Raw genomic sequence first — 19,473 nt, 5'->3', positions numbered from 1 at the left:
GCGGCACCAGTGGTCATGAGCAATCCCTGGACCCTGCTGCTGCTGGCGATCAGTGCTGAGGTGATCGGCACCTCCTGCCTGCGCTTGTCGGAGGGCATGACCCGACCGCTGCCCACGCTGCTGGTGTTCAGCGCCTACGCCCTTGCCATGGCTCTGCTCTCCAAGGTGGTGCTGAGCATTCCCCTGGGGATCACCTATGCCCTCTGGAGCGGCATCGGCACCGTGGTGATCGTGCTGGTGGGCCGCTTCGCCTACAGCCAGATGCTCCAGCCCGCGCAGTTGATCGGAATTGGCCTGATCACCGCCGGTGTGGTGCTGGTGAATCTGGGGGAATGAGCCTCAGGCGGTGAGCCCCAGCAAGGCATCGCTGCGCTCCCGCATCTGATGCAGCACCTGCGGATCCTGCTGAGGATCCTCTTGGATGCTGGGCAACAGGGCTAGCAACCGCTGCTGCCAGGCCTCGCTGTCGAGCCGTTGCTTGAAGCAGCGCTGCAGCACCTCCAACATGATCGTCACCGCCGTGCTGGCACCCGGAGAGGCCCCCAGCAACGCCGCCAACGAGCCATCCCCGGAGGCCACCACCTCCGTGCCCAGCTGCAGCCGTCCGCCCTGCTTGCTGCGTTTGATGATCTGCACCCGCTGGCCCGCCACCGAGAGGGTCCAGTCTTCGGCGCGGGCGGTGGGCATGAACTGCTGCAGCGCCTCATGCCGCTCCGCCGGGCTCTGGCGCAGCTGATTGATCAGGTACTGCACCAGTTCGAAATTGGTGGCTCCCACCTGCAGCATCGGCACCAGATTGGTGGCGCGCACGGAAGCGGGCAGATCCAGCAGGGAGCCCTGCTTGAGGAACTTGCTGCTGAAGCCCGCAAAGGGCCCGAACAACAGCGACCGCTTGCCATCGATCCAGCGGGTGTCGAGATGGGGCACCGACATCGGAGGGGCCCCCACCGCCGCCTTGCCGTAGACCTTGGCCCGCTGACGATCGGCCAGCTGGGCATCACCGCAGACGAGCCAGAGGCCACTCACCGGGAAGCCAGCGAAATCAGCCGCCTCCGGAATCCCGGAGCGTTGCAGCAGCGGCAGGGCACCACCCCCGGCACCGAGGAAGACAAAGGGGGCCCGCACCTCTTTTTTGCCGGAAGGCCCCTTGAGCACCACGCGCCAGTCGGCCTCGGTCATGTCGCTGCGGCGCAGACGGTTGAGGTCGTGCACCTGGGTGCCGTACTCCACGCTGAGCGCTCCGCTCTGCTGCAACGGCATCAGATAGGCCCGGGTAAGGGTTCCGAAATCCACGTCGGTTCCCCGATCAATCCTGGTGGCCGCCACCGGCTGCTTGAGATCACGGCCCGCCATCACCAGGGGCATCCATTCGGTGAGCTCGCTCTGGTCTTCGCTCCAGCGCATCCGCGCAAAGGCCGGCAGGTCTTTCAGTTGGCTGTAGCGCTGACGCAGAAAGGCGATGTTCTCCGGGGTCCACACGGCACTGATATGAGCCGCCTGGTGGAGGAAGCTGCTGGTGTCGAGATCGCCCCGCTCCCGCAGCGAACCCCAGAACTCCAGGCTGCGTTCAAAGGAAGCATTGATGGCCACCGCTTTGGCCGTGGCGACCGTGCCATCCGCCTGCATCGGGGTGTAGTTCAGCTCGCAGTTGGCGGCATGGCCGGTGCCGGCATTGTTCACCGCTGCGCTGCTCTCCAGAGCAGGCGCTTCAAGGCGCTCCACCAGAAGAATCCGCAGCTGCGGGTCGAGTTCATGCAGCAGCGCCGCCAGGGTGGCGCTCATGATTCCGGCGCCCACCAGCACGGCGTCGTAGCGGGCCTCTGGGTTGTACGAACCGTCGTGCTGCACCGGAGCTGGAGGGTTAACCGCTCTCGTCACCCTATGGGGCCACTCCGTAACCTTGGGGCGTTGATGTCTGGTTCATCCCGATGAGCACTGAAACCATGGCCCTCACGCTTGAGAACGTGGAGAAGGTGCTGGATGAGCTGCGCCCCTTCCTGATGGCCGACGGCGGCAACGTTGAAGTGGTGGAACTGGACGGCCCGATCGTGAAGGTGCGGCTGCAGGGAGCCTGCGGCAGCTGCCCCAGCAGCACGATGACCTTGAAGATGGGCATCGAACGCAAGATGCGCGAATCGATCCCCGAAGTGAGTGAAGTGGTGCAGGTGCTCTGAAGCGTCTCTTCGTCTACGGATCACTCAAAAGCAACGGCAGCGCCCATCACTTGCTGAAGGGCGCAAAACGAGACCTCGACGGCATCGTTGACGGCTTCATCGAGATCCAGCACCGTGGCTACCCGATGCTGCAGCGAGGCAATGAGGCCATTTCAGGAGAGGTGTATTGGGTGCCCGAGCCTTGTTGGCCCGCCTTGGATGATTGGGAGGAGGTGCCTGTGGTGTATCAACACATCAGCGTGACCCTCAGGGATGGGCGCAGCGTGTGGCTCTACGAAGCGACGCAATAAATTAATTAGTCGAAGAGAAAAAATACATAAAGCGCAAACATTCGCACTGCATATTTACAGGAAATAATGAATCCATGGTTTAGACCAAAAGCATGCATAGTGAGCTGAACATATGAAGGCAGCACCCAAGCCGATCAATGAGGCAGCCCGGCTGAGATCACTCAGCGAATATCGAATTCTTGGAACGAAGCCTGAAAAGGCCTTTGACAACATCACCAAGATGGCTTCGGAGATCTGTCAGACACCGATCGCCTTGATCTCTTTGGTGGACGATAAGCGTCAGTGGTTTAAGTCAAAGGTGGGACTTGAAGCCAACGAAACCGAGCGGGACGTTTCCTTTTGTGCCCATACGATTCTCGACTCCAAACCCATGGTAGTGGAGGACGCACTCTTTCACGAGAAATTCCGAGACAATCCCCTCGTTCAGGAAGAACCCCACATTCGGCTCTACGCAGGATTCCCCCTCCAAACCGATATCAACCACCGCATTGGAACGCTTTGCGTGATTGATCGCATTCCCAAATCACTGACGAATTCGCAATACAAGGTGATGCAAGGCCTGGCCGAACAGGCCACCACGCTTTTGGAACTCAGGCGTCGCTCCTTGGCCCTGATGGATCAGTTCTGCCAGATGCATCACGCCCAAGGCCTGATCACCACCTGCAGCTACTGCAAATCAGTCCGCGACAGAGAAGGAGCCTGGCAACCGATCGAACATTTCCTGATGCAACACAGCACACTGAGCTTCAGCCATGGCATCTGCCCGGACTGCATGAACGCTCACTTTCCAGAGGTCCAAACAAGCCGCGCAGGATCCTCAAACCATCACGGTTGAGTCGATTGGAGATGAACTGGTGAGATCAGCACCACCATGCTCACTTGACATCACCAGAAAATATGAAAGAAGTTCAAGGATTGCGCCATGCGAATGGCAGATTTTCTGTATCGCAAGCTTGGGCTCAATATTTTCAAACCGGCACCCCACCTGCGAACTCTGACGCCAGACGCTCCCGCTCCAAAAGTGGTGGACCCGGAGCCCTTGGAACCACCAACCCCCATCCGCATATCGGCATCGGATGTGATTCACATCGGCCCAAGGGGTGGCCGCTACAAGGTTGATGCCAAAGGTCGCAAGGTTTACCTCAAGGCCAGCTGAAGTTGACCAGACCCACAGATTGGACGACAAACTGAGTTGAAATACTGATTAATTTGGTTCGGTAGCAAACACAACCACCATCGGTTGAACCCCTACGACAAGGTTGAATCAAATGGGGAGCTCGAGATGAACGCTGGTCCTGCTTGCCCCATCCGCTTTGGCACAGCGAACAATCAAAAAGAAGTGCTCGCCGATCAATGCCTGACGGCCGCAGAAATCGAATGGCGACGTTGGTCGGGATGGCAGATGGAACGAACAGCGGAAAAACAGTTCAGAAAAAAGTGGGCCTGAGTCGTTGACGAAAGCCCTAAGTCCCTGAAAAACAACGCAGCCTTGCCAACGTGGTGAGACCGATCCTTTGGCTCACGCCATTGCCGTGACCATGCGCGACCTCTGCCCTGCCCTGCAGAACAAGACCTACTTCAACTACGGCGGCCAGGGACCGTTGCCCAGTCCATCCCTTGATGCCATCACGGCGAGCTGGGAGCGCATTCAGGAGCTCGGGCCGTTCACCGCAGATGTTTGGCCCTACATCGCCAAAGAGGTCAACAGCACCCGGCGCCTTCTGGCCCAGTGCTGCGGTGTTCCGCCCCATCGGCTTGCCCTCACCGAGAACGTCACCAGCGGCTGTGTGTTGCCGCTCTGGGGACTTCCCTTTGCCGAAGGGGAGCGGCTGCTGATCGGCGACTGCGAACACCCCGGAGTGGTGAGTGCCTGCGTGGAACTGGCGCGGCGCCAGAACCTCGCCATCGACGTGCTGCCGGTGAAGCATCTGCGGGGTGATCAGACCCACTGCGATGCCTCCGTGCTCGAGGCGATTTCCCAAAACCTCACCCCCCGCACCCGCCTGGTGGTGCTGAGCCATCTGCTCTGGAACACAGGACAAGTGATGCCCATTGCGGCGGTCGCCAACCAGCTGAACCAACACCCCCAACAGCCCTTTCTGTTGGTGGATGCAGCCCAAAGCTTCGGACAAATCCCCGTCGACAGGGCCGCTGCAGCAGCAGACATCTACGCCTTCACCGGCCACAAGTGGGCCTGCGGGCCCGAAGGACTGGGGGGCGTGGCGCTGTCGGAACGAGTGCTGGAGGATGCCGCACCGACCGTGATCGGCTGGCGCAGCCTGCGTGATGAAAGCAAGACCAATCTGAACAGCAGCGACCTGTTTCACCACGACAGCCGCCGCTTTGAAGTGGCCACCAGCTGCGTGCCCCTGATGGCTGGGCTGCGCAGCTCACTGCAATTGCTGGACCAAGAGGGATCAGCCCAACAACGCTGGGACCGCATCCAAACGCTGAGTGGCAAGCTCTGGCAGGCACTCCAAGGGCTGGAGCGCGTCAAGCCCCTGCTGGAGACAGCACCCTCAAGCGGACTGGTGGGTTTTCAGATCAACGGCGATGTGCCCCCTGCAGAGCATGTGAAGCAGTTGGGTGCCCAAGGGCTGTGGATTCGCGATCTGGCGGATCCCAGTTGCTTGAGGGCCTGCACCCACATCATCAGCACGGCAGACGACATCAACGCCCTGGTGGCAGCGATCAGCACTGTTTGAGCGCTTCAGACCAATCTCAAACGCAAGGCTCGTTCCGCTTGCTCACGATCGTCAAAGTGCACCTTCTCGGTGCCGAGAATCTGGTAATCCTCGTGCCCCTTGCCAGCCACCAGCACCAGATCATTCGCCTTGGCCTCTGCAATGGCTAAGGCAATCGCCTTGGCTCGATCTCCCTCCACCAGCAGATCAATGCCGGCCGGGATCCCCGCCACCACGTCATCCAGGATCTGCTGAGGATCCTCGGTGCGGGGGTTGTCGGAGGTGACCACCACGCGGTCCGCCAGGCGTGCCGCAATCGCAGCCATCTGCGGACGCTTGCCCCGATCCCGGTCACCACCACACCCGAACACACAGATCAGCCGCCCGGTGCAGAACGGACGCGCTGCCGAAAGCGCGTTGTCCAGACCATCGGGAGTGTGGGCGTAATCCACCAGCACCGGCGGCAAATTCGCTGCATCCACACCGTTCAGGATCACCCGCTCCATCCGGCCAGGCACGCCACCGAAACGGCCGATGGCCTCCAGCAGCACCGGCAAAGGCAGCTTCTGCTGAAGCAGCACCCCCACCGCCTGGAGCAGGTTCATCAGGTTGAAGCGACCCAACAAGGGCGAACGGAAACGACCCTCACCCACAGGGCTGATCAAGCGACCCTCCACCCCAGCAGCCGTCATCTGCAGGTCGCTCATGTGCAACTCGGCCGAGGGATCCTCAAGAGAGCTGCGCCAACAGGCGGCCCCAAGCCGTTCGGCCAGGCGCGCGCCCCAGGGGTCATCGCTGTTGACCACCGATCGCACGCCGTCGGCAAGCAGCAAAGGATCTGAAAACAGCGACGCCTTGGCCTCGAAGTAGTCCTCCATGGAGGCGTGGTAATCGAGGTGGTCCTGGGTGAGGTTGGTGAACACGGCGCCCGCGAAGCGGCAGCCAGCCACCCGCTGCTGCGCCAGGGCGTGGGAACTCACCTCCATCGCCGCCAGGCCGCAACCGGCGGAGGCAGCCTCGGCGAGTTGCCCCTGCAGGCGGTCGGCAAAGGCCGTTGTGTGGGTGGCCGTGATGCTGTGGCCCGGCCAGCGGTTCACCAACGTGCCGAACAAGCCCATCGATTGGCCGGCCGAAGCGGCCAGATGCTCGATCAAATGGGTGGTGGTGGTTTTGCCATTGGTGCCGGTCACACCAATCAGGGCCATGCGCCTGCAGGGGTGATGCCAGTAGGCCGCAGCGATCTCACCGATCCGACGCGCCACCGACTCTTGGATCACCACCACGGGGTCATCAGCAGCTGGCGGTTGCGCAGCAGCGGCTTCAGCTCCAATCACGGCAGCGGCGGCCCCGGCCTCAAGGGCTTGGGCCCAGAAGCTGCCTCCATCCACCCGTTCGCCCGGGAGACCGAGAAACAAGGTTCCAGGGCCGACGCGACGGGAATCGGTGGTGATTGCCTCCAACCCAGGGTTCACCAGCCCCGGCGGCACTGCGATGCCTGCGTCACTCAACAGGGCATGCAACACCTGCGTCATCCCATCTCCCCTGTGCTTGGGGGAGTTTTAAGCCGTTCAGAGCGCCGTGGACAGACAGCGTTGCAACCAATTCAACAGTCCCTCACCCGTGAGCCGCGGGGAAACCCGGGGAAGCTCAGACCCATCGAGCGCGAGCACAGGCACCTCAAGGTCGTAGCGCGCCTTCAGCTCCTGGGGGGTGCCGGACGCATCGATATCGATCACGGTCAGCTCGATCGAGAGCCCCAGGAGATCGAGGTCGCGCAAGCGGGATTCCAGGCCTTCGCAGAGGCAGCAACCGGTACGGCTGTAGAGGATGAGCTGCTTCATCAATCGGGCACCGGGTCACAGCCGCATGGCGTGAAGGGATGGCAGCGCAGCAGCCGTTTCACGGTGAGCCAGCCCCCCTTCCAGGGACCATGCTTCTGGATGGCCTCCAGGCCATAGGCGCTGCAGGTGGGCGTGAAGCGGCAGCGAGGCCCGATCATCGGGGAGATGAAGCGCCGATAAAACCCAATCCCTGCCAGGAGAACAGCCGCCAGAGCTCGGTTCAACGCCTGTCGCAGCTTGGCCATCGGGCCGCCAGATACAGTGGCAGATTCGTGCATCGCGGCAGATGCCTGGAGCTGTTTCGGTTCCAGCATGCCCAACAACCGCACGATCTCAACACACACCTTCCCACCTATGTCTCGTTACCGCGGCCCTCGCCTGAGGATCACGCGGCGCTTGGGAGACCTACCCGGTCTCACCCGGAAGGCCGCCAAACGGTCCTATCCCCCCGGTCAGCACGGCCAAGCCCGTCGCAAGCGCTCTGAATACGCGATCCGTCTCGAAGAGAAGCAGAAGCTTCGCTTCAACTACGGCGTCTCCGAGCGTCAGCTCGTGCGCTACGTGAAGAAAGCGCGCGCCCAGGAGGGTTCCACCGGAACCAACCTGCTCAAGCTGCTCGAGAACCGTCTCGACAATGTTTGTTTCCGCCTCGGCTTCGGTCCCACCGTGCCCGGCGCCCGTCAACTGGTGAACCACGGCCACGTGACCGTGAACGGTCGTGTGACCGACATCGCCAGCTACCAGTGCAAGCCCGGCGATGTGATCGCCATCCGCGAGCGCAAGTGCAGCAAGAAGCTGGCTGAAGCCAACCTCGAGTTCCCCGGTCTGGCCAACGTGCCCAGCCACCTCGAGCTGGACAAGTCCAAGCTGAGCGCCAAGGTCACCGCCCGTTGCGAACGCGAGTGGGTTGCCCTGGAGATCAACGAACTGCTGGTGGTGGAGTACTACTCCAGAAAGGTCTGATCCAGATCCGCAGTTCAAATCCCCACGATGCGCAACCCTGGTTTCAGGGTTGCGTTTTTTTTTGGTTGATCCCCAGGCACTGCAAGCGCTCACCAGCCACGACTGGCTCGGATTGATCCACCCCGTGCTGATGATCCTGTTCGTCTACCCGGTGGTGGGCGCCACGATCCGGCTGGGAATCCTGGCGCGGGAGAAACGATTAAAGATCAACCCAATCGCCGACACGGTGCCGGCAGAGCACGCGCAACACGGAGCCTGGGTGACCGGCGGGGTGCTGGTGGCGGTGCTGATCGGCCTCGGCCACAGCCTCTGGAGCAGCCATCCCCTGGGTCTGGTCGTCACCGGCAGTGCTGTGATGTTCAGCTTCGGGCGCCTGCTGACGACCCGGCTGGTCTGGCAGCGCTTTCTCTGGGCTATCGCCAGTGCCTGCGGCCTGCTTCTGCTGGGGCTGCATCCGGCCGTGGAGCGGTTCAGCGATGTTCCCTGGAGCCCCCTGTTCTGGCAGTCCCATTTCTGGATGGGACTGTTGCTCACCGCCCTGTTGCTGAGCTCAACGGCGCTGCAGCCCTTGATTGGTCATTCCGTGCAGGCCAGGCGCATTCACATCAGCAGCAATCTGCTGGTGGCATTGCTGCTGGCCATGCAAGCGATCTCGGGAACGCGAAATCTGCTGCTGCACTAAGCCAAAACTGAAAGCTGCTGACGCAACCAGGGAAGACTCAGGCCGATCACGTTGGAATAACAGCCATCCAAGCCATCAATGCAGAGGCCGCCGCGGCCCTCGAGGGCAAAACCACCAGCGCATTGCAGCGGTTCTCCACTGACCACGTAGGCCTCGATCTCGGCCTGGCTGAGCGCGGCAAAGCGCACCACCGTTTCCACGCAAGCCACCAGCTCAGGTTGTCCGCGACGGATCAGGCAATGGCCCGTCAGCAGTGATCCGCAGCCGCCAGCCATGCGCTGCCAACGCTCCATCGCTTCGGCTGGCCCTGAGGGCTTGCCGAACACCTGCCCTTCAAAACTGAGCACCGAATCACAGCCCAGCACAGCCGTGATCTCGGCATCGCCCACCGGGTCAAGCGTCTGGGCAACAGCTGTGGCCTTGGCCTGAGCCAGCAGTTTCACCAGCTCTGCAGGCTCCGCATGCTGGATCTGGTCTTCATCCACACCGCTGACGCGCACCTGATGCGGGATTCCCGCTTGCTCCAGCAAACGGCGACGCGCCGGCGAGGCGGAAGCAAGCATGAGCACGGGAACACACCGCAGAACAACGCTCCGTAGGCTGCCAGGGACGGAAGGCTTCGCCATCGCTCACCCCACCGACCTGCTGGATCGACGCAGCCGTGACCGGGCCTGCCGGGCCATGGGATGCCTGCCCTTTTCTGAGGCCCTTTACAGGGATCTTCAGCAGCAAGGCCTGGATGCCGGCGACCTCTGGAGCGAACCCAGCCGCTACGGCCGCAAAACACGCTGGTTCCGCAACAGCGAAGCCCTCGAAGACGACCTGCGTTGGCTGATCAGCGTGGGCGTGCTGCGCCGGGAAGTGGATGGGCAAGGGCTGACCAGCCGCTTCAGGCTCACGCCCCTGGGTCGCCAACTCCTCGATGACGACCCCGCACTCCTGCAGCGTTCGATTCCGGTGTTGGAGCGTCTGCGTCACAGCCTGCGTCGGCACTGGCCGCTGTGACCGGCACCACGCCGCGACCCCTAATGGTGCTGGGCACCTCCAGCGGTGCCGGCAAATCGCTGATGACGGCGGCGCTGTGCCGGGTGCTCCAACGCCGTGAGGAACAGGCGTTGCCCTTCAAGGGCCAGAACATGAGCAACAACGCCTGGGTGGATGCCGATGGCGGGGAGATGGCCTACTCCCAGGCCATGCAGGCCTGGGCGGCGGGCCTTGAGCCCTGCTGCGCCATGAATCCCGTGTTGCTGAAACCCCGGGGAGACAGCACCAGTGAGGTAATCCATGGGGGCCAGAGCGTGGGGATCGCCCGCGCCGAGCACTACTACCGCGACTGGTTCCGCCCCGGTTGGCAGGCGATCCGCAGCGGGCTGATGCAGCTTGAGCAGAAATGGCCTCAAGGCCGGCTGGTGCTGGAGGGGGCGGGAAGCCCGGTGGAAGTGAACCTGCAACGCCGCGACCTCACCAACCTGCGCCTGGCCCAGTACCTGCGGGCCAACTGCCTGCTGGTGGCCGACATTGAGCGCGGCGGTGTCTTCGCCCAGATCGTTGGGACGCTCGCTTTGTTACGCCCGGTGGAGCGCCCGCTGATCAAAGGAATCCTGATCAACCGCTTCCGCGGCCGTCGGGAGCTGTTTGATGAGGGTCGCCAATGGCTGGAAGCCAACACCGGGGTCCCGGTGCTGGGGGTGATGCCCTGGCTCAACGAGCTGTTTCCACCCGAAGATTCCCTCGATCTGCTGGAACGCAAACCCACCCGCGGGGCCACCGATCTGGAGATCGCTGTGCTGCGGTTGCCCTCCTTGAGCAACTTCTCGGATCTCGATCCGCTCGAAGCCGAAGCCAGCCTGAAGCTGCGCTGGATTCAACCCGGGGAACCCCTGGGTGAGCCGGATGCCGTGATTCTTCCGGGAAGCAAGCAGACGCTGCGGGATCTCGAAGCGTTGAACAGCTGTGGACTGGCCGATCAACTCAGGAGCTACGCCCAGGCTGGGGGATCCGTCCTGGGCATCTGCGGCGGCATGCAGATGCTGGGCAAAACGTTGAACGATCCGGAGGGACTGGAGGGCACCGATCAGCGGGGACCCCAGAGCGGCCTGGGCCTCCTGCCCCTGGACACCACCTTCAGCGGCACGAAACGGCTGAGCCAGCGCAGCATCGATGGCCTCTGGCCCATGGAAACACCGCTGAACGGTTTTGAACTGCACTACGGCACCACCACCCCAGATCCCGGTCTTCAGCCCCTGAGCAGCGACCCTGGTTTGGGGTGGTGGGCTCCCGGGCCAAAGGGTTCGAGCGTGGTGGGCACCTACCTGCACGGCTTGCTCGACAACGGCCCCTGGCGACGGGCCTGGCTCAACCGGCTTCGCGAGCAACGGGGATTGCAACCGCTGGCCAACGATCCCAAGAACCACAGCGCCCACCGTGATCTGTTGCTCGATCGCCTCGCCGATGCCTTCGAGCAACATGTGAACCTTGCTCCATTGCTCCAGCCATGACGTCGATTCCCGTGCGCTGGCCCGATGGGCGCATCACCCACGAAACCATTGGCCAGGACTGGTTGGTGGCCGCCAGTGGAGCGGGCATCAGCATTCCCACCGGTTGCCTGGGGGGCAGCTGCGGGGCCTGCGAGATCGACGTGAACGGCAAGACGGTGCGCGCCTGCATCAGCACCGTTCCGGCATCGAAATCAGCGAAACTCAGCGTTGAATTCGCCACCGACCCGCACTGGTGACTCGCCTACGCCTCAGCCTGATGGCCCTGCTCACCGGCACCCTGAGCGGCGCCGGTGTGGCGGTTGTGATGGGCTGGATCGGCGGCTTAAGCCAGCTGCTCTGGGGAGATCCGGTGCTCGAGGGCTTGGATCGCGGCCTTCCCCTGGGCTGGTCGATGTTGATCTGCGGCAGCAGCGGCTTGATTCTTTCGCTGCTGCATCGCCCCGGCCCCAACACCTTGCTGCCTGAGCTGCGGGACACCCTGAGTGATCTGCGTGATCCCGACCAGGCGCCGAAACGCGATGAAGCTCGCGGTCTCCTCGGAGCGGCGCTGGCCCAGATCGGGGGAGGATGCATCGGGCCTGAGGCCCTGATGAGCCGCATGGCCGCCCTGATCAGCCAACGAATCTGGCGTGGTCGTGACCAGAAACTGCAGGAGGCAACGGTGGCAGGGAGCCTGGCCTTGTTCGGAGCTCCACTGCTGGGGGGGGCTGTTGTTGGCGAAGCCTCTCACCCAAAAAACCGGAGGCAAACCTTCCTCGACCGCTGGTTGCCCGGCAGCCTCGGCGGCGTAGCAGGGTTTGCAGCCTTCCACGGCATCGGTGCTGCCAGCGGGGGATCACTGCAACGGCTTCCTTACATCTGGCCCAGCAGCCTGGGGGAAGATCTCGGCACCCTCAGCGCAGGTTTGTTGGGAGGAGTGGTCGGTTGCGGCCTGGGCTGGCTGTTGCTGCAGTGGCAAGGCTGGCTGGAGCAGCGCCAACTCCTGGCCCGATGGCCCTGGTGGCCGCTGCTGACCGGCCTGTTGTTGGGGGCCTGCATGCACTGGTTGCCGTTGGTTCCCTTCGCCGGAGAAGACCAGCTGAGGCCCCTGCTGGAGGGCCAGAACTCAACTGAGGCCTGGGTGCTGCTTCTCTCAGCGATCGTGAAACTGCTGATGCTCGGTCTTTGCCTGGAAACCGGCTGGCGGGGCGGAGTGTTCTTTCCACTGTTCCTGGTGGCCTGCGCACTCGGGATGGGACTTCACCTGCTGCTGCCCGATCTGGGCAGCCTGGGCAGTTGGTGCGGTGCCCTCACGGGTGCGTTGTACCGCTTCGTGCTGCCTGCTCCCATGGCGGTTCTGGTGCTCGGGATTGCTCTCCTGCAGGGTCACGGCACAGCAGGCCTGCTGGTGGGCCTCGGCATGGCGCAGCTGATCAGGCGCCGTGCTGAGCGGGATGGTGGCCCTCCACTTCGCCCTTGAACACACGGCTGGCCCGGATGTCGGCCTCCTCAATCGTGATGAGATCCTGCTTGGTGAGGGCTTCTCCCATCCGCGAAAACAACCGGTTGGCCTGGCGCAGACGGGCCCGGTCCAACGCATTGCGAACCGAGCGCGCGTTGGCGAAGAAAGGCAGCTGCCGCCGACGCGAGACATAGTCGGAGAACGCCGTCTCGGCCTCGGCACTGAACTGATAGTGCTGGGCCTCGAGGAGCAGGCCTGCAATCGCCATCAGCTCGTCGTCGCTGTAGTCGGGGAAATCGAGATGGTGCGCCACCCTTGAGGACAGGCCTGGATTGGAGCTGTAGAAGGTCTCCATCCGATCCCTATAGCCCGCAAAGATCACCACAACGTCGCTGCGCCGGCTCTCCATCTCCTGCAGGAGAATCTCAATCGCTTCGGCGCCGTAATCGCGTTCGTTGTCTGGCTTGTAGAGGTAATAGGCCTCATCGATGAACAGCACGCCACCCTGGGCACGCTTGAGCATCTCCTTGGTTTTCGGGGCGGTGTGACCCACGTACTGACCCACGAGATCGTCGCGGGTGGCCGTCACCACATGACCCTTGCGGAGGTAACCCAGGCGATGCAGGATTTGCGACATCCGCTGCGCCACGGTGGTCTTGCCCGTGCCGGGATGGCCGGTAAACGACATGTGCAAACTGGGCGCGGTGCTGGGCAACTCCAGTTGCTGCCGCGCCTGATCCACCAGCAACAGCGCTGCGATCTCTCGGATCCGCGTCTTCACCGGCGCCAGGCCGATCAGTTCACGGTCCAGTTGGTCCAACACCTCAGCCACACCGGAATCGGCATAGGCCGAAGCCAGATCAACTGAGGAGGGCATCGATCTCTGCGGCAAAGGCTCGATCGGCTTCGCTCAGCTGGGCCTCGGGGCCGTCATCCTCCGGCCGGATCGTGATGTTCACGTAGGTGCGCCCAAAGCTGATGTCGGGAAAGCGCTGGGTCGCCTCGCTGTGATCGCCGAGTTTGTCAAGAAAATCCCTGGTGGCGTCGTAGCTCTCAAACTCGAAACGACACTCGAGGCATACGGGTCGTTTCCGCTCCTGCCACTGATTCATCAGAGTCCCCGTTCAGCCTGAACCTGCTGGAAACCTAGAGGAGCGCCACCCGCTGGCAGCCCATCAAGCGCCCTGACCAGGCCTCGGCGTAGGCCCGATTGGCGGCCTGCTGCTCGGGGTCATCGGTGTCCAGCGGATGCGGCATCGTGCCGGCGATGGCGGCATTGGTGACGCAGAACATCGACTTCTGGAAGCTGACGCAGATCTGCACGTGCACATCCGTTTGGCCTCGACCGTTGTCGTCGTACCAGAGGCTCAGTTCCTCGGGCAGGTGGCGATACATGTCCTGCATGCAGAGGCTGGGGGGAATGCCCGCACCCATGCTCGGAATCGGGTCGGCGTAAAGGGCGCCGTACTTGAAATCACTGATGTCCGGTGAAATCTGCCGGGCCTGGGCGTTGTACGACACCGTTCCAAGGAAGGGCATGCCGCGAAAGAAAACGGCCTCCACGTAGGGCACCGCAACATCCACCAGAAAGGTGAGACCCGCCTCAGGGGGGAGGACCCAGATCTCTTCACCACCGATCGTCACCTTGTATTCAATCGGGCTTCCGGCCGCCGCCACCAGGCCATCGCGGATGTGATGCACCACATCGTTGACGCAGGTGACTTCCTTGATCGCGTAGCGGCGGGCCAGGTCGACAAAGATGTCGCTCATCACGCGCCAGAACAGACCGAGGCAATAAATCGTGGTGAGCGAACGGATGGCCTCCGGGGCGAAGTCTGGATAGAGGCGGTTGTTCAGGGCCAGCAGGGGGTCGCGCGCCGACTTGCGCTTGATGATCCGCTGGCAAGCCTCGGCGAATGCAGGCGTATCGAGGTAGGCATCCAGCCCGCCGGTGCCATGCCAGAACATCGCCTTCTGGCAGTACTCGGCGTACTCGAAGTTGATCCGATCCCCCATCAGATGGGTCCAGAGGCGCTTGAGGTTGAACCCCTCGTGGAAAAAGCGGAACACCGGGAAGGGATTGAGCATCTGCTGCTCGCCCTGATCCACCAGGTTCTTGCTGTAGGCATCGAGAACCAGGCCATAGCTCTCGAGCACATTGACCACCTGCAGCAGATGGTCTGGGGTGTCCTTGAGCAGCGGCGTGTCGCTGAGCAAACGACGGATCAACTCCTCCTGATCAGGAAGCACCGGAGGTTGAACAGGGGATGCGGTTGTCGGGGTCATGACAGATCTCCAGTGATCAGGCTGAGGCCCGTGGTGGCCGCCTCACTGAGGTTCGAGAGCAGCTCCGGCGCAAGGCCAAGCACCAGCACACCGAGGCTGAGGGCGATGGCCGGAACTTGCTCCTGCAGCGCTACGCGATTGAGGATACGGGGATTCACCACCTCCCCGGGGGCGATCGCCAGGCGACCGAAGAAGGCGCGGTTCACCAACAGCAGGAAATACACCGCCGTCAGTCCCGATCCCACCATGGAAAGCAGCGTGGCCAGGGGGAAGGGCTGAAGGCTGCCGCGGAAGATCAGGAATTCGGAAATGAAGCCGGCCATGCCGGGGATTCCGGCACTGGCCATCACCCCGATGATCATCAGAGATCCAGTGAGCGGCAGGCCGCGCTGGGGGTTGAGCAGGCCACGCAAGACGTTGAGGTCGCGGGTGCCGGTCTGGGCGTAAACGACACCCACCACCAGGAACAGCACGCCAGAGATCAGGCCGTGGCTCACCATCTGGAACAGGGCCCCCATCAACCCGAGCGGCGTGGCGGCGGCGGCGGCCAGCAGCACGTAGCCCATGTGGCCCACCGAGCTGTAGGCCACCATGCGCTTCATGTCGGTCTGGGCAATCGCCGCAAGGGATCCGTAGAGCACTGAGATCGCAGCCCAACCGGCCAGCCAGGGAGCAGCCACCTGCCAGGCGTCGGGGAACAATCCAAGGCAGAAACGCAGCAGGCCGTAGGTGCCCAGCTTGAGCAGCACACCTGCCAGAAGAACCGAAACCGGTGTGGAGGCCTCGGTGTGAGCATCCGGCAGCCAGGTGTGGAAGGGAAAGAGGGGAATCTTGATGCCGAAGCCAATCAGCAGAGCACCCATCAGCACCAGCTGGGGCGTCATGCCCAGTTCACCGGCAAGGATCGGCCGGAGGCTGAAGTCCATGGTCCCGGTGACAAAGGCAATGCCAAGGAAGGCGCCCAGGATCAGAACGCCCGAGACGGCGGTGACGATCAGAAACTTGGTTGCGGCGTAGGCCCGGTTAGCACCACCCCATACGGCGATCAGCATCCAGAGGGGGATGAGTTCCAGTTCGTAGAACAAGAAGAAGAGCAGCAGGTTCTGGGCCAGGAAGGCTCCATTCACGGCGCCAGAAATCACCAGCAGCAGGGCGAAATAAACCCGTGGGCGGTTCTCGATCGTGCGGGAGGCGATGGCCGCCACCAGGCAGAGCACACCGTTCATCAGCACCAATGGCAAGGACAGGCCATCCAGCGCCAAGGCGTAATCCAGGCCGATGGCATGCACCCAGCGGGCCTGTTCCACCAACTGCAAACCTGCGTCGGCGGCATCGAAGGGCAGCAGCAGGGCGAAGCTCGCCAAGCACTGCACCACCAGCAGCACGATGGACACATCGCGCAGGCGTGCACTGGACGGGGATCCCGGCCAGAGGATCAGAGCCAGAGCCCCGAGGAAGGGAATCAGAAGCAGGAGGGAAAGAAGCATCTCGGGGCGATCAGGTGAGGAACCAGCTCACCGCGGTGAGGAAAAGAACGATGGCCAGGAGCACCGTCAGCACGTACGACTGGCTCTGGCCGCTGACGCTGAGCTTGAGGCTGTCGGCACTGGCCAGGGAGAAGCGCGCCACTCCATTGAGAAGACCATCCACCACATTGCGGTCGAACCAGGAGGCCAGGCGAGAGAAGCCAGCCACCACGTTGACGATGGTGAGGCGATAGAAGCGCTCGGTGTAGAAGTCGTAGGCCAGCAGGTCCTGCCACCAGCGCAGAACAGGATTCAGCGAGCGGGACCAGGCCTTGCTCAGGGGGAGAACGGCGCCAGCGAGCAGGCCCAGCAGTCCGCTTCCCACCACAAGAGCTGCTGCCCAGAGGGGGAAGGCCAACAAACCATCGAGCGATTCAAGCCGCACCAGCAACAGCGGGGTGATCAGCACGATCACGGTGAGCGCCACCATTGGGAACGCCATCTGCCAGTTCACCTCGGCAGCCCGACGGGACTTGATCAGGGAATCCCCCATGAACACATGGCGGAACACCCGCACCAGACCCATGGCGGTGAGTGCGTTGGTGAGCAGGAACACCGCCATGAACGGCACCGAGCGCACGCTCAGCAGTTCAATCGATTGGGCCAGGGCCAGGAAGCCACCCAGGGGGAGGAAGCCCACGAGACCAGCACCACCCACCAGAAACGCCGTGGTGGTAGCCGGCATGCGGCTGCCCAATCCCCCCAGCTCGGTGATGTCCTGACAGTTGGTGGAGGCAATCACGCCGCCAATGCTCATCGACAGCAGCGCCTTGGACACGGCATGGGTGAACAGCAGCAACAAGGCCAGAACAGGGATCTGCAGCGCAATGGCGATGAAGACAAGGCCCATGTGGGCCGTTGTGGAATACGACAGCGTGCGTTTGATGTCCACCTGAGCCAGGGCCACCAAAGAGCCACCGATCGCACTGATGCTGCCGATCACGAGCATCACGCCGATGGCGATGGGCGAGAGCTGAAGGATCGGCATCACCTTCAGCAGCACGATGGCGCCGCAGGTCACCACCACCGAGTTCCGCAGAATCGAAGCGGGGTTCGGGCCCTCCATGGCTTCGTCCAGCCAGAGGTGCATGGGGAACTGGGCGCATTTGCCCGTTGGGCCAGCGACCAGGCCCAACCCCAACAGCGTTGCCGCCAGCGGAGAGAGGGTGTCTTGGGCGGCCCAGGCGTAAAGGTCGTTGAACCCCATCACGCCGGAATAGCTGCAGAGCGCCACCACACCCATCAGCAGCAGCACATCACCAACGCGCTTGGTTAGGAAGGCATCCCGGGCTGCTGTGACCACCAGGGGTTGGGCGTACCAGAAACCCACCAATAAATAAGTGGAGAGCGTCAGCATCTCCAGCAGGAAATAGCTCTGGAACAGGGAGTCGCTGAGCACGACGCCACTCATGGCCCCCTCGAAAAACCCGAGCAGGGCAAAGAAGCGGGCCAACGCCCATTCCTTGTCCATGTAGCCCAAGGAATACACCTGGGACAGCAAGCTGAGGCCCGTGATCAGTTCCAGGGCCACCAGGTTGGTGAGCGACAAGCTGAAGCTGATGTTCAGCTCCAGATCAGCCACACTGAGCCATGGGAAGGCCAGATCGACCGGCCCTGATTGGTACACCTCCTGCAGGATCAGGCTTCCGTGGACGAAGGCCAGCAGGGTGAGAAGGATGTTGAGGTAGGCCGCCGGTCGATGGGCATCTCGGCGGAACCAGCCACAGGCCCAAGGGAGGGAAACCAACATCCCGATGAACCCATAGAGCGGGATCAACCAGGCGGTCTGGATGGGAAGCGAAAGCTCCGGGGTCAAAACGGCGAGCGGGATGGTGATCGAGCTGGTCGCTGGTTGGCCGGCGAATCTAGGAGCCGATCAGGGGCAAAAGAGCTCTTTGTGAACGGCTGTGAGGAGGCTTTCGTGCATTCAGCTGCGACGCACTGCACCACTGCCGGCCAACACAGGCTCCACCTCGTTGTGGGGACGGGCAATGATGTGAGCAGCAACCAGGCCATCACCCACGCGCTCGCAGGCATCGGCACCAGCACGAACAGCGGCATTCACAGCACCGGTTTCGCCACGAACCATCACCGTGACGTAGCCACCACCCACATACTCACGGCAGATCAGACTCACCTCAGCGGCCTTGGTCATGGCATCGGCTGCCTCAATGGCAGGAACCATGCCGCGGGTTTCGATCATGCCCAGCGCCACACCAGGAACGATGGGAGAAGGCGTGGCAGAGGGTTTGGCCACGGCTCCACCGCCACCGGATCCTGTGGTGGAGGAGCTACCGGCAGGCGTTGTGGTGGTGGTGGACGCACGACGGGTTGTTGCCGCGGAAGTCGTCTTTGCCGGAGTCGAGGAAGGCGCAGGGGTACTGGCCACGGGATTCACATCCACAGTCTTGTTCGCCGCAGCACTACTGCGGGTGGTGCGACGACGGGGGGTGGGGGAAGGAGTGGCCATGGCTGTGAAGGTGTGGAAGCGGAACGGAAACGGCGGAGGGAAATGGGGGGTCCCTATCCGTCCGGATTCCAGAAATCGATGATTCCACCGATGGTTAGATCGGTGAGAACGGTGTTATCAGGGCAGGCATGCCGTGCTGCCGAACCGCTGGCGGTGAACACCCAGTTGCCCTCACGGGCACCCACGGGGTCGACGGCCACCAGCTTCTTGCCTTTGTTGTTCTTGAGAATGCGCAGATGCATGTGATCCAGACCGGCAACCCGGTAGGAGCAGACCAGCGTTCCCATCACCTGCATGATCTCCATCAGCTGGCCTTGCCTCCCGCGGGTTGGCTGGGGCTGGGGGATGGAGAGGGAGCGGAGGTCTTCGGGGGGTCGGGTTCCCAGTGGTCAATGATCCCCACGATCGTGAGGTCACTGGGATAGGACTTGCTGCCGGCGGCTTCACGGGCGGCCGAGCTGCTGACGCAGATCACCCAGTCGCCCGGTTTCGCACCCACCGCATCAACGGCCACCTTCTTGGTGCTGCCATCGAGCACCACCTGAAGATGCTTGTGCTCGAAATCGGGGATCCGGTTGGTGGAGACGAGCGGCTTGACGACCTTGACGATGAGCATGA

The 19,473-nt window shown here is 62.6% G+C and carries 26 protein-coding genes; 13 read left to right on the top strand and 13 right to left on the bottom strand.

Going from position 1 to position 19,473, the window contains the following annotated elements; all coding sequences use genetic code 11:
* Positions 1-15: 15 nt before the first annotated feature.
* Positions 16-336 carry a multidrug efflux SMR transporter gene (locus SynA1544_RS04175; RefSeq protein WP_136987605.1) on the top strand — a complete coding sequence of 107 codons (321 nt, stop codon included), beginning with the start codon at positions 16-18 and terminating at the stop codon, positions 334-336.
* A gap of 3 nt (positions 337-339) precedes the next feature.
* Here SynA1544_RS04175 and SynA1544_RS04170 read toward each other — a convergent pair whose 3' ends face one another.
* Positions 340-1,848 carry a malate:quinone oxidoreductase gene (locus SynA1544_RS04170; RefSeq protein ID WP_186515448.1) on the bottom strand — a complete coding sequence of 503 codons (1,509 nt, stop codon included), beginning with the start codon at positions 1,846-1,848 and terminating at the stop codon, positions 340-342.
* Positions 1,849-1,928: 80 nt separating this feature from the next.
* Here SynA1544_RS04170 and SynA1544_RS04165 point away from each other — a divergent pair, with 80 nt between their 5' ends.
* The 6 genes from SynA1544_RS04165 (at position 1,929) to SynA1544_RS04140 (ending at position 5,169) form a co-directional block, all read left to right on the top strand.
* Positions 1,929-2,174, top strand: coding sequence for a NifU family protein (locus tag SynA1544_RS04165; protein WP_011128549.1), 246 nt, complete (start codon positions 1,929-1,931; stop codon positions 2,172-2,174).
* Positions 2,171-2,464 carry a gamma-glutamylcyclotransferase gene (locus SynA1544_RS04160; RefSeq protein ID WP_186515447.1) on the top strand — a complete coding sequence of 98 codons (294 nt, stop codon included), beginning with the start codon at positions 2,171-2,173 and terminating at the stop codon, positions 2,462-2,464. The genes SynA1544_RS04165 and SynA1544_RS04160 overlap by 4 nt, the downstream gene beginning before the upstream one ends.
* Positions 2,465-2,576: 112 nt before the next feature.
* Positions 2,577-3,299, top strand: a complete 723-nt coding sequence (locus SynA1544_RS04155) for a GAF domain-containing protein (RefSeq protein WP_186514925.1) — start codon at positions 2,577-2,579, stop codon at positions 3,297-3,299.
* Positions 3,300-3,392: 93 nt separating this feature from the next.
* Positions 3,393-3,620 (top strand): hypothetical protein, encoded by a 228-nt coding sequence (locus tag SynA1544_RS04150; protein WP_186514924.1) that lies wholly within the window; start codon positions 3,393-3,395, stop codon positions 3,618-3,620.
* Between the two features lie 84 nt (positions 3,621-3,704).
* Entirely contained in the window at positions 3,705-3,911 is a 207-nt protein-coding gene (locus tag SynA1544_RS04145) for a hypothetical protein (protein ID WP_186514923.1), read from the top strand.
* 91 nt (positions 3,912-4,002) lie between these two features.
* Positions 4,003-5,169, top strand: a complete 1,167-nt coding sequence (locus SynA1544_RS04140; protein WP_186515446.1) for an aminotransferase class V-fold PLP-dependent enzyme — start codon at positions 4,003-4,005, stop codon at positions 5,167-5,169.
* A gap of 5 nt (positions 5,170-5,174) precedes the next feature.
* Here SynA1544_RS04140 and SynA1544_RS04135 read toward each other — a convergent pair whose 3' ends face one another.
* From SynA1544_RS04135 to yidD, 3 genes are read right to left on the bottom strand one after another with little or no spacing between them, the layout of a single operon-like run.
* Positions 5,175-6,680, bottom strand: coding sequence for a UDP-N-acetylmuramoyl-L-alanyl-D-glutamate--2,6-diaminopimelate ligase (locus SynA1544_RS04135; protein WP_186514922.1), 1,506 nt, complete (start codon positions 6,678-6,680; stop codon positions 5,175-5,177).
* A 36-nt stretch (positions 6,681-6,716) separates the two neighbouring features.
* Positions 6,717-6,989: a glutaredoxin family protein gene (locus SynA1544_RS04130; RefSeq protein WP_186514921.1), complete on the bottom strand. Its 273-nt coding sequence runs from the start codon at positions 6,987-6,989 to the stop codon at positions 6,717-6,719.
* Positions 6,989-7,267, bottom strand: coding sequence for a membrane protein insertion efficiency factor YidD (gene yidD, locus SynA1544_RS04125; RefSeq protein ID WP_186515445.1), 279 nt, complete (start codon positions 7,265-7,267; stop codon positions 6,989-6,991). The genes SynA1544_RS04130 and yidD overlap by 1 nt, the downstream gene beginning before the upstream one ends.
* Positions 7,268-7,343: 76 nt before the next feature.
* Between yidD and rpsD the strand changes: the two genes are divergently transcribed.
* A complete protein-coding gene (rpsD, locus tag SynA1544_RS04120; RefSeq protein ID WP_011363781.1) occupies positions 7,344-7,952 on the top strand; it encodes a 30S ribosomal protein S4 in 609 nt (202 codons plus the stop codon).
* A 49-nt stretch (positions 7,953-8,001) separates the two neighbouring features.
* Entirely contained in the window at positions 8,002-8,634 is a 633-nt protein-coding gene (locus SynA1544_RS04115; RefSeq protein ID WP_255477712.1) for a DUF4079 domain-containing protein, read from the top strand.
* Here the strand turns inward: SynA1544_RS04115 and SynA1544_RS04110 are convergent.
* Entirely contained in the window at positions 8,631-9,197 is a 567-nt protein-coding gene (locus tag SynA1544_RS04110; protein ID WP_186514920.1) for a nucleoside triphosphate pyrophosphatase, read from the bottom strand. The genes SynA1544_RS04115 and SynA1544_RS04110 overlap by 4 nt on opposite strands.
* On the opposite strand from SynA1544_RS04110, the gene SynA1544_RS04105 reads away from it, so the two are divergent.
* From SynA1544_RS04105 to SynA1544_RS04090, 4 genes are read left to right on the top strand one after another with little or no spacing between them, the layout of a single operon-like run.
* The gene (locus SynA1544_RS04105) at positions 9,196-9,639 is read left to right on the top strand and encodes an Npun_F0494 family protein (protein WP_115132843.1); all 444 of its coding nucleotides are present in this window, start codon (positions 9,196-9,198) and stop codon (positions 9,637-9,639) included. The genes SynA1544_RS04110 and SynA1544_RS04105 overlap by 2 nt on opposite strands.
* Before the next feature lie 23 nt (positions 9,640-9,662).
* Entirely contained in the window at positions 9,663-11,132 is a 1,470-nt protein-coding gene (locus SynA1544_RS04100) for a cobyric acid synthase (protein WP_186515443.1), read from the top strand.
* On the top strand, positions 11,129-11,368 hold the full coding sequence (locus SynA1544_RS04095) for a 2Fe-2S iron-sulfur cluster-binding protein (protein WP_186514919.1): 240 nt from the start codon (positions 11,129-11,131) through the stop codon (positions 11,366-11,368). The genes SynA1544_RS04100 and SynA1544_RS04095 overlap by 4 nt, the downstream gene beginning before the upstream one ends.
* On the top strand, positions 11,365-12,591 hold the full coding sequence (locus SynA1544_RS04090) for a chloride channel protein (protein ID WP_186514918.1): 1,227 nt from the start codon (positions 11,365-11,367) through the stop codon (positions 12,589-12,591). Before SynA1544_RS04095 ends, SynA1544_RS04090 begins: the two co-directional genes overlap by 4 nt.
* Here the strand turns inward: SynA1544_RS04090 and cbbX are convergent.
* The 8 genes from cbbX to SynA1544_RS04050 form a co-directional block, all read right to left on the bottom strand.
* Positions 12,545-13,450: a CbbX protein gene (cbbX, locus tag SynA1544_RS04085; protein ID WP_115008708.1), complete on the bottom strand. Its 906-nt coding sequence runs from the start codon at positions 13,448-13,450 to the stop codon at positions 12,545-12,547. The two genes, SynA1544_RS04090 and cbbX, sit on opposite strands and share 47 nt — an antisense overlap.
* Positions 13,434-13,685, bottom strand: coding sequence for a 4a-hydroxytetrahydrobiopterin dehydratase (locus SynA1544_RS04080; protein ID WP_115008707.1), 252 nt, complete (start codon positions 13,683-13,685; stop codon positions 13,434-13,436). The genes cbbX and SynA1544_RS04080 overlap by 17 nt, the downstream gene beginning before the upstream one ends.
* Before the next feature lie 34 nt (positions 13,686-13,719).
* The gene (locus SynA1544_RS04075; RefSeq protein WP_186514917.1) at positions 13,720-14,859 is read right to left on the bottom strand and encodes a CO2 hydration protein; all 1,140 of its coding nucleotides are present in this window, start codon (positions 14,857-14,859) and stop codon (positions 13,720-13,722) included.
* Positions 14,856-16,346 (bottom strand): NADH-quinone oxidoreductase subunit M, encoded by a 1,491-nt coding sequence (locus SynA1544_RS04070; protein WP_186514916.1) that lies wholly within the window; start codon positions 16,344-16,346, stop codon positions 14,856-14,858. Before SynA1544_RS04070 ends, SynA1544_RS04075 begins: the two co-directional genes overlap by 4 nt.
* Before the next feature lie 10 nt (positions 16,347-16,356).
* Positions 16,357-18,201, bottom strand: coding sequence for an NAD(P)H-quinone oxidoreductase subunit F (locus SynA1544_RS04065; RefSeq protein ID WP_186514915.1), 1,845 nt, complete (start codon positions 18,199-18,201; stop codon positions 16,357-16,359).
* A gap of 111 nt (positions 18,202-18,312) precedes the next feature.
* Positions 18,313-18,855: a BMC domain-containing protein gene (locus tag SynA1544_RS14980; RefSeq protein ID WP_304623021.1), complete on the bottom strand. Its 543-nt coding sequence runs from the start codon at positions 18,853-18,855 to the stop codon at positions 18,313-18,315.
* A gap of 53 nt (positions 18,856-18,908) precedes the next feature.
* A complete protein-coding gene (locus SynA1544_RS04055; RefSeq protein WP_011363752.1) occupies positions 18,909-19,160 on the bottom strand; it encodes a carboxysome peptide B in 252 nt (83 codons plus the stop codon).
* Positions 19,160-19,471 carry a carboxysome peptide A gene (locus SynA1544_RS04050; protein ID WP_186514914.1) on the bottom strand — a complete coding sequence of 104 codons (312 nt, stop codon included), beginning with the start codon at positions 19,469-19,471 and terminating at the stop codon, positions 19,160-19,162. The genes SynA1544_RS04055 and SynA1544_RS04050 overlap by 1 nt, the downstream gene beginning before the upstream one ends.
* Positions 19,472-19,473: the final 2 nt, after the last annotated feature.

It is taken from the genome of Synechococcus sp. A15-44 (assembly GCF_014280115.1).
Lineage (GTDB): Bacteria > Cyanobacteriota > Cyanobacteriia > PCC-6307 > Cyanobiaceae > Parasynechococcus.
The sequence above is the reverse complement of the archived record's forward strand: the minus strand, read 5'-3'. Positions and strand labels throughout refer to the sequence as shown.

What these genes read in the sequence shown, in the direction of transcription:
- SynA1544_RS04175 (WP_136987605.1), top strand. Translation starts at nt 16, where the DNA reads ATGAGCAATCCCTGGACCCTGCTGCTGCTGGCGATCAGTGCTGAGGTG.
- SynA1544_RS04165 (WP_011128549.1), top strand. Translation starts at nt 1,929, where the DNA reads ATGAGCACTGAAACCATGGCCCTCACGCTTGAGAACGTGGAGAAGGTG.
- SynA1544_RS04155 (WP_186514925.1), top strand. Translation starts at nt 2,577, where the DNA reads ATGAAGGCAGCACCCAAGCCGATCAATGAGGCAGCCCGGCTGAGATCA.
- SynA1544_RS04150 (WP_186514924.1), top strand. Translation starts at nt 3,393, where the DNA reads ATGGCAGATTTTCTGTATCGCAAGCTTGGGCTCAATATTTTCAAACCG.
- SynA1544_RS04140 (WP_186515446.1), top strand. Translation starts at nt 4,003, where the DNA reads ATGCGCGACCTCTGCCCTGCCCTGCAGAACAAGACCTACTTCAACTAC.
- SynA1544_RS04135 (WP_186514922.1), bottom strand. Translation starts at nt 6,680, where the DNA reads ATGACGCAGGTGTTGCATGCCCTGTTGAGTGACGCAGGCATCGCAGTG.
- SynA1544_RS04130 (WP_186514921.1), bottom strand. Translation starts at nt 6,989, where the DNA reads ATGAAGCAGCTCATCCTCTACAGCCGTACCGGTTGCTGCCTCTGCGAA.
- yidD (WP_186515445.1), bottom strand. Translation starts at nt 7,267, where the DNA reads ATGCACGAATCTGCCACTGTATCTGGCGGCCCGATGGCCAAGCTGCGA.
- rpsD (WP_011363781.1), top strand. Translation starts at nt 7,344, where the DNA reads ATGTCTCGTTACCGCGGCCCTCGCCTGAGGATCACGCGGCGCTTGGGA.
- SynA1544_RS04105 (WP_115132843.1), top strand. Translation starts at nt 9,196, where the DNA reads ATGAGCACGGGAACACACCGCAGAACAACGCTCCGTAGGCTGCCAGGG.
- SynA1544_RS04110 (WP_186514920.1), bottom strand. Translation starts at nt 9,197, where the DNA reads ATGCTTGCTTCCGCCTCGCCGGCGCGTCGCCGTTTGCTGGAGCAAGCG.
- SynA1544_RS04100 (WP_186515443.1), top strand. Translation starts at nt 9,663, where the DNA reads ATGGTGCTGGGCACCTCCAGCGGTGCCGGCAAATCGCTGATGACGGCG.
- SynA1544_RS04095 (WP_186514919.1), top strand. Translation starts at nt 11,129, where the DNA reads ATGACGTCGATTCCCGTGCGCTGGCCCGATGGGCGCATCACCCACGAA.
- cbbX (WP_115008708.1), bottom strand. Translation starts at nt 13,450, where the DNA reads ATGCCCTCCTCAGTTGATCTGGCTTCGGCCTATGCCGATTCCGGTGTG.
- SynA1544_RS04080 (WP_115008707.1), bottom strand. Translation starts at nt 13,685, where the DNA reads ATGAATCAGTGGCAGGAGCGGAAACGACCCGTATGCCTCGAGTGTCGT.
- SynA1544_RS04075 (WP_186514917.1), bottom strand. Translation starts at nt 14,859, where the DNA reads ATGACCCCGACAACCGCATCCCCTGTTCAACCTCCGGTGCTTCCTGAT.
- SynA1544_RS04070 (WP_186514916.1), bottom strand. Translation starts at nt 16,346, where the DNA reads ATGCTTCTTTCCCTCCTGCTTCTGATTCCCTTCCTCGGGGCTCTGGCT.
- SynA1544_RS14980 (WP_304623021.1), bottom strand. Translation starts at nt 18,855, where the DNA reads ATGGCCACTCCTTCCCCCACCCCCCGTCGTCGCACCACCCGCAGTAGT.
- SynA1544_RS04055 (WP_011363752.1), bottom strand. Translation starts at nt 19,160, where the DNA reads ATGGAGATCATGCAGGTGATGGGAACGCTGGTCTGCTCCTACCGGGTT.
- SynA1544_RS04050 (WP_186514914.1), bottom strand. Translation starts at nt 19,471, where the DNA reads ATGCTCATCGTCAAGGTCGTCAAGCCGCTCGTCTCCACCAACCGGATC.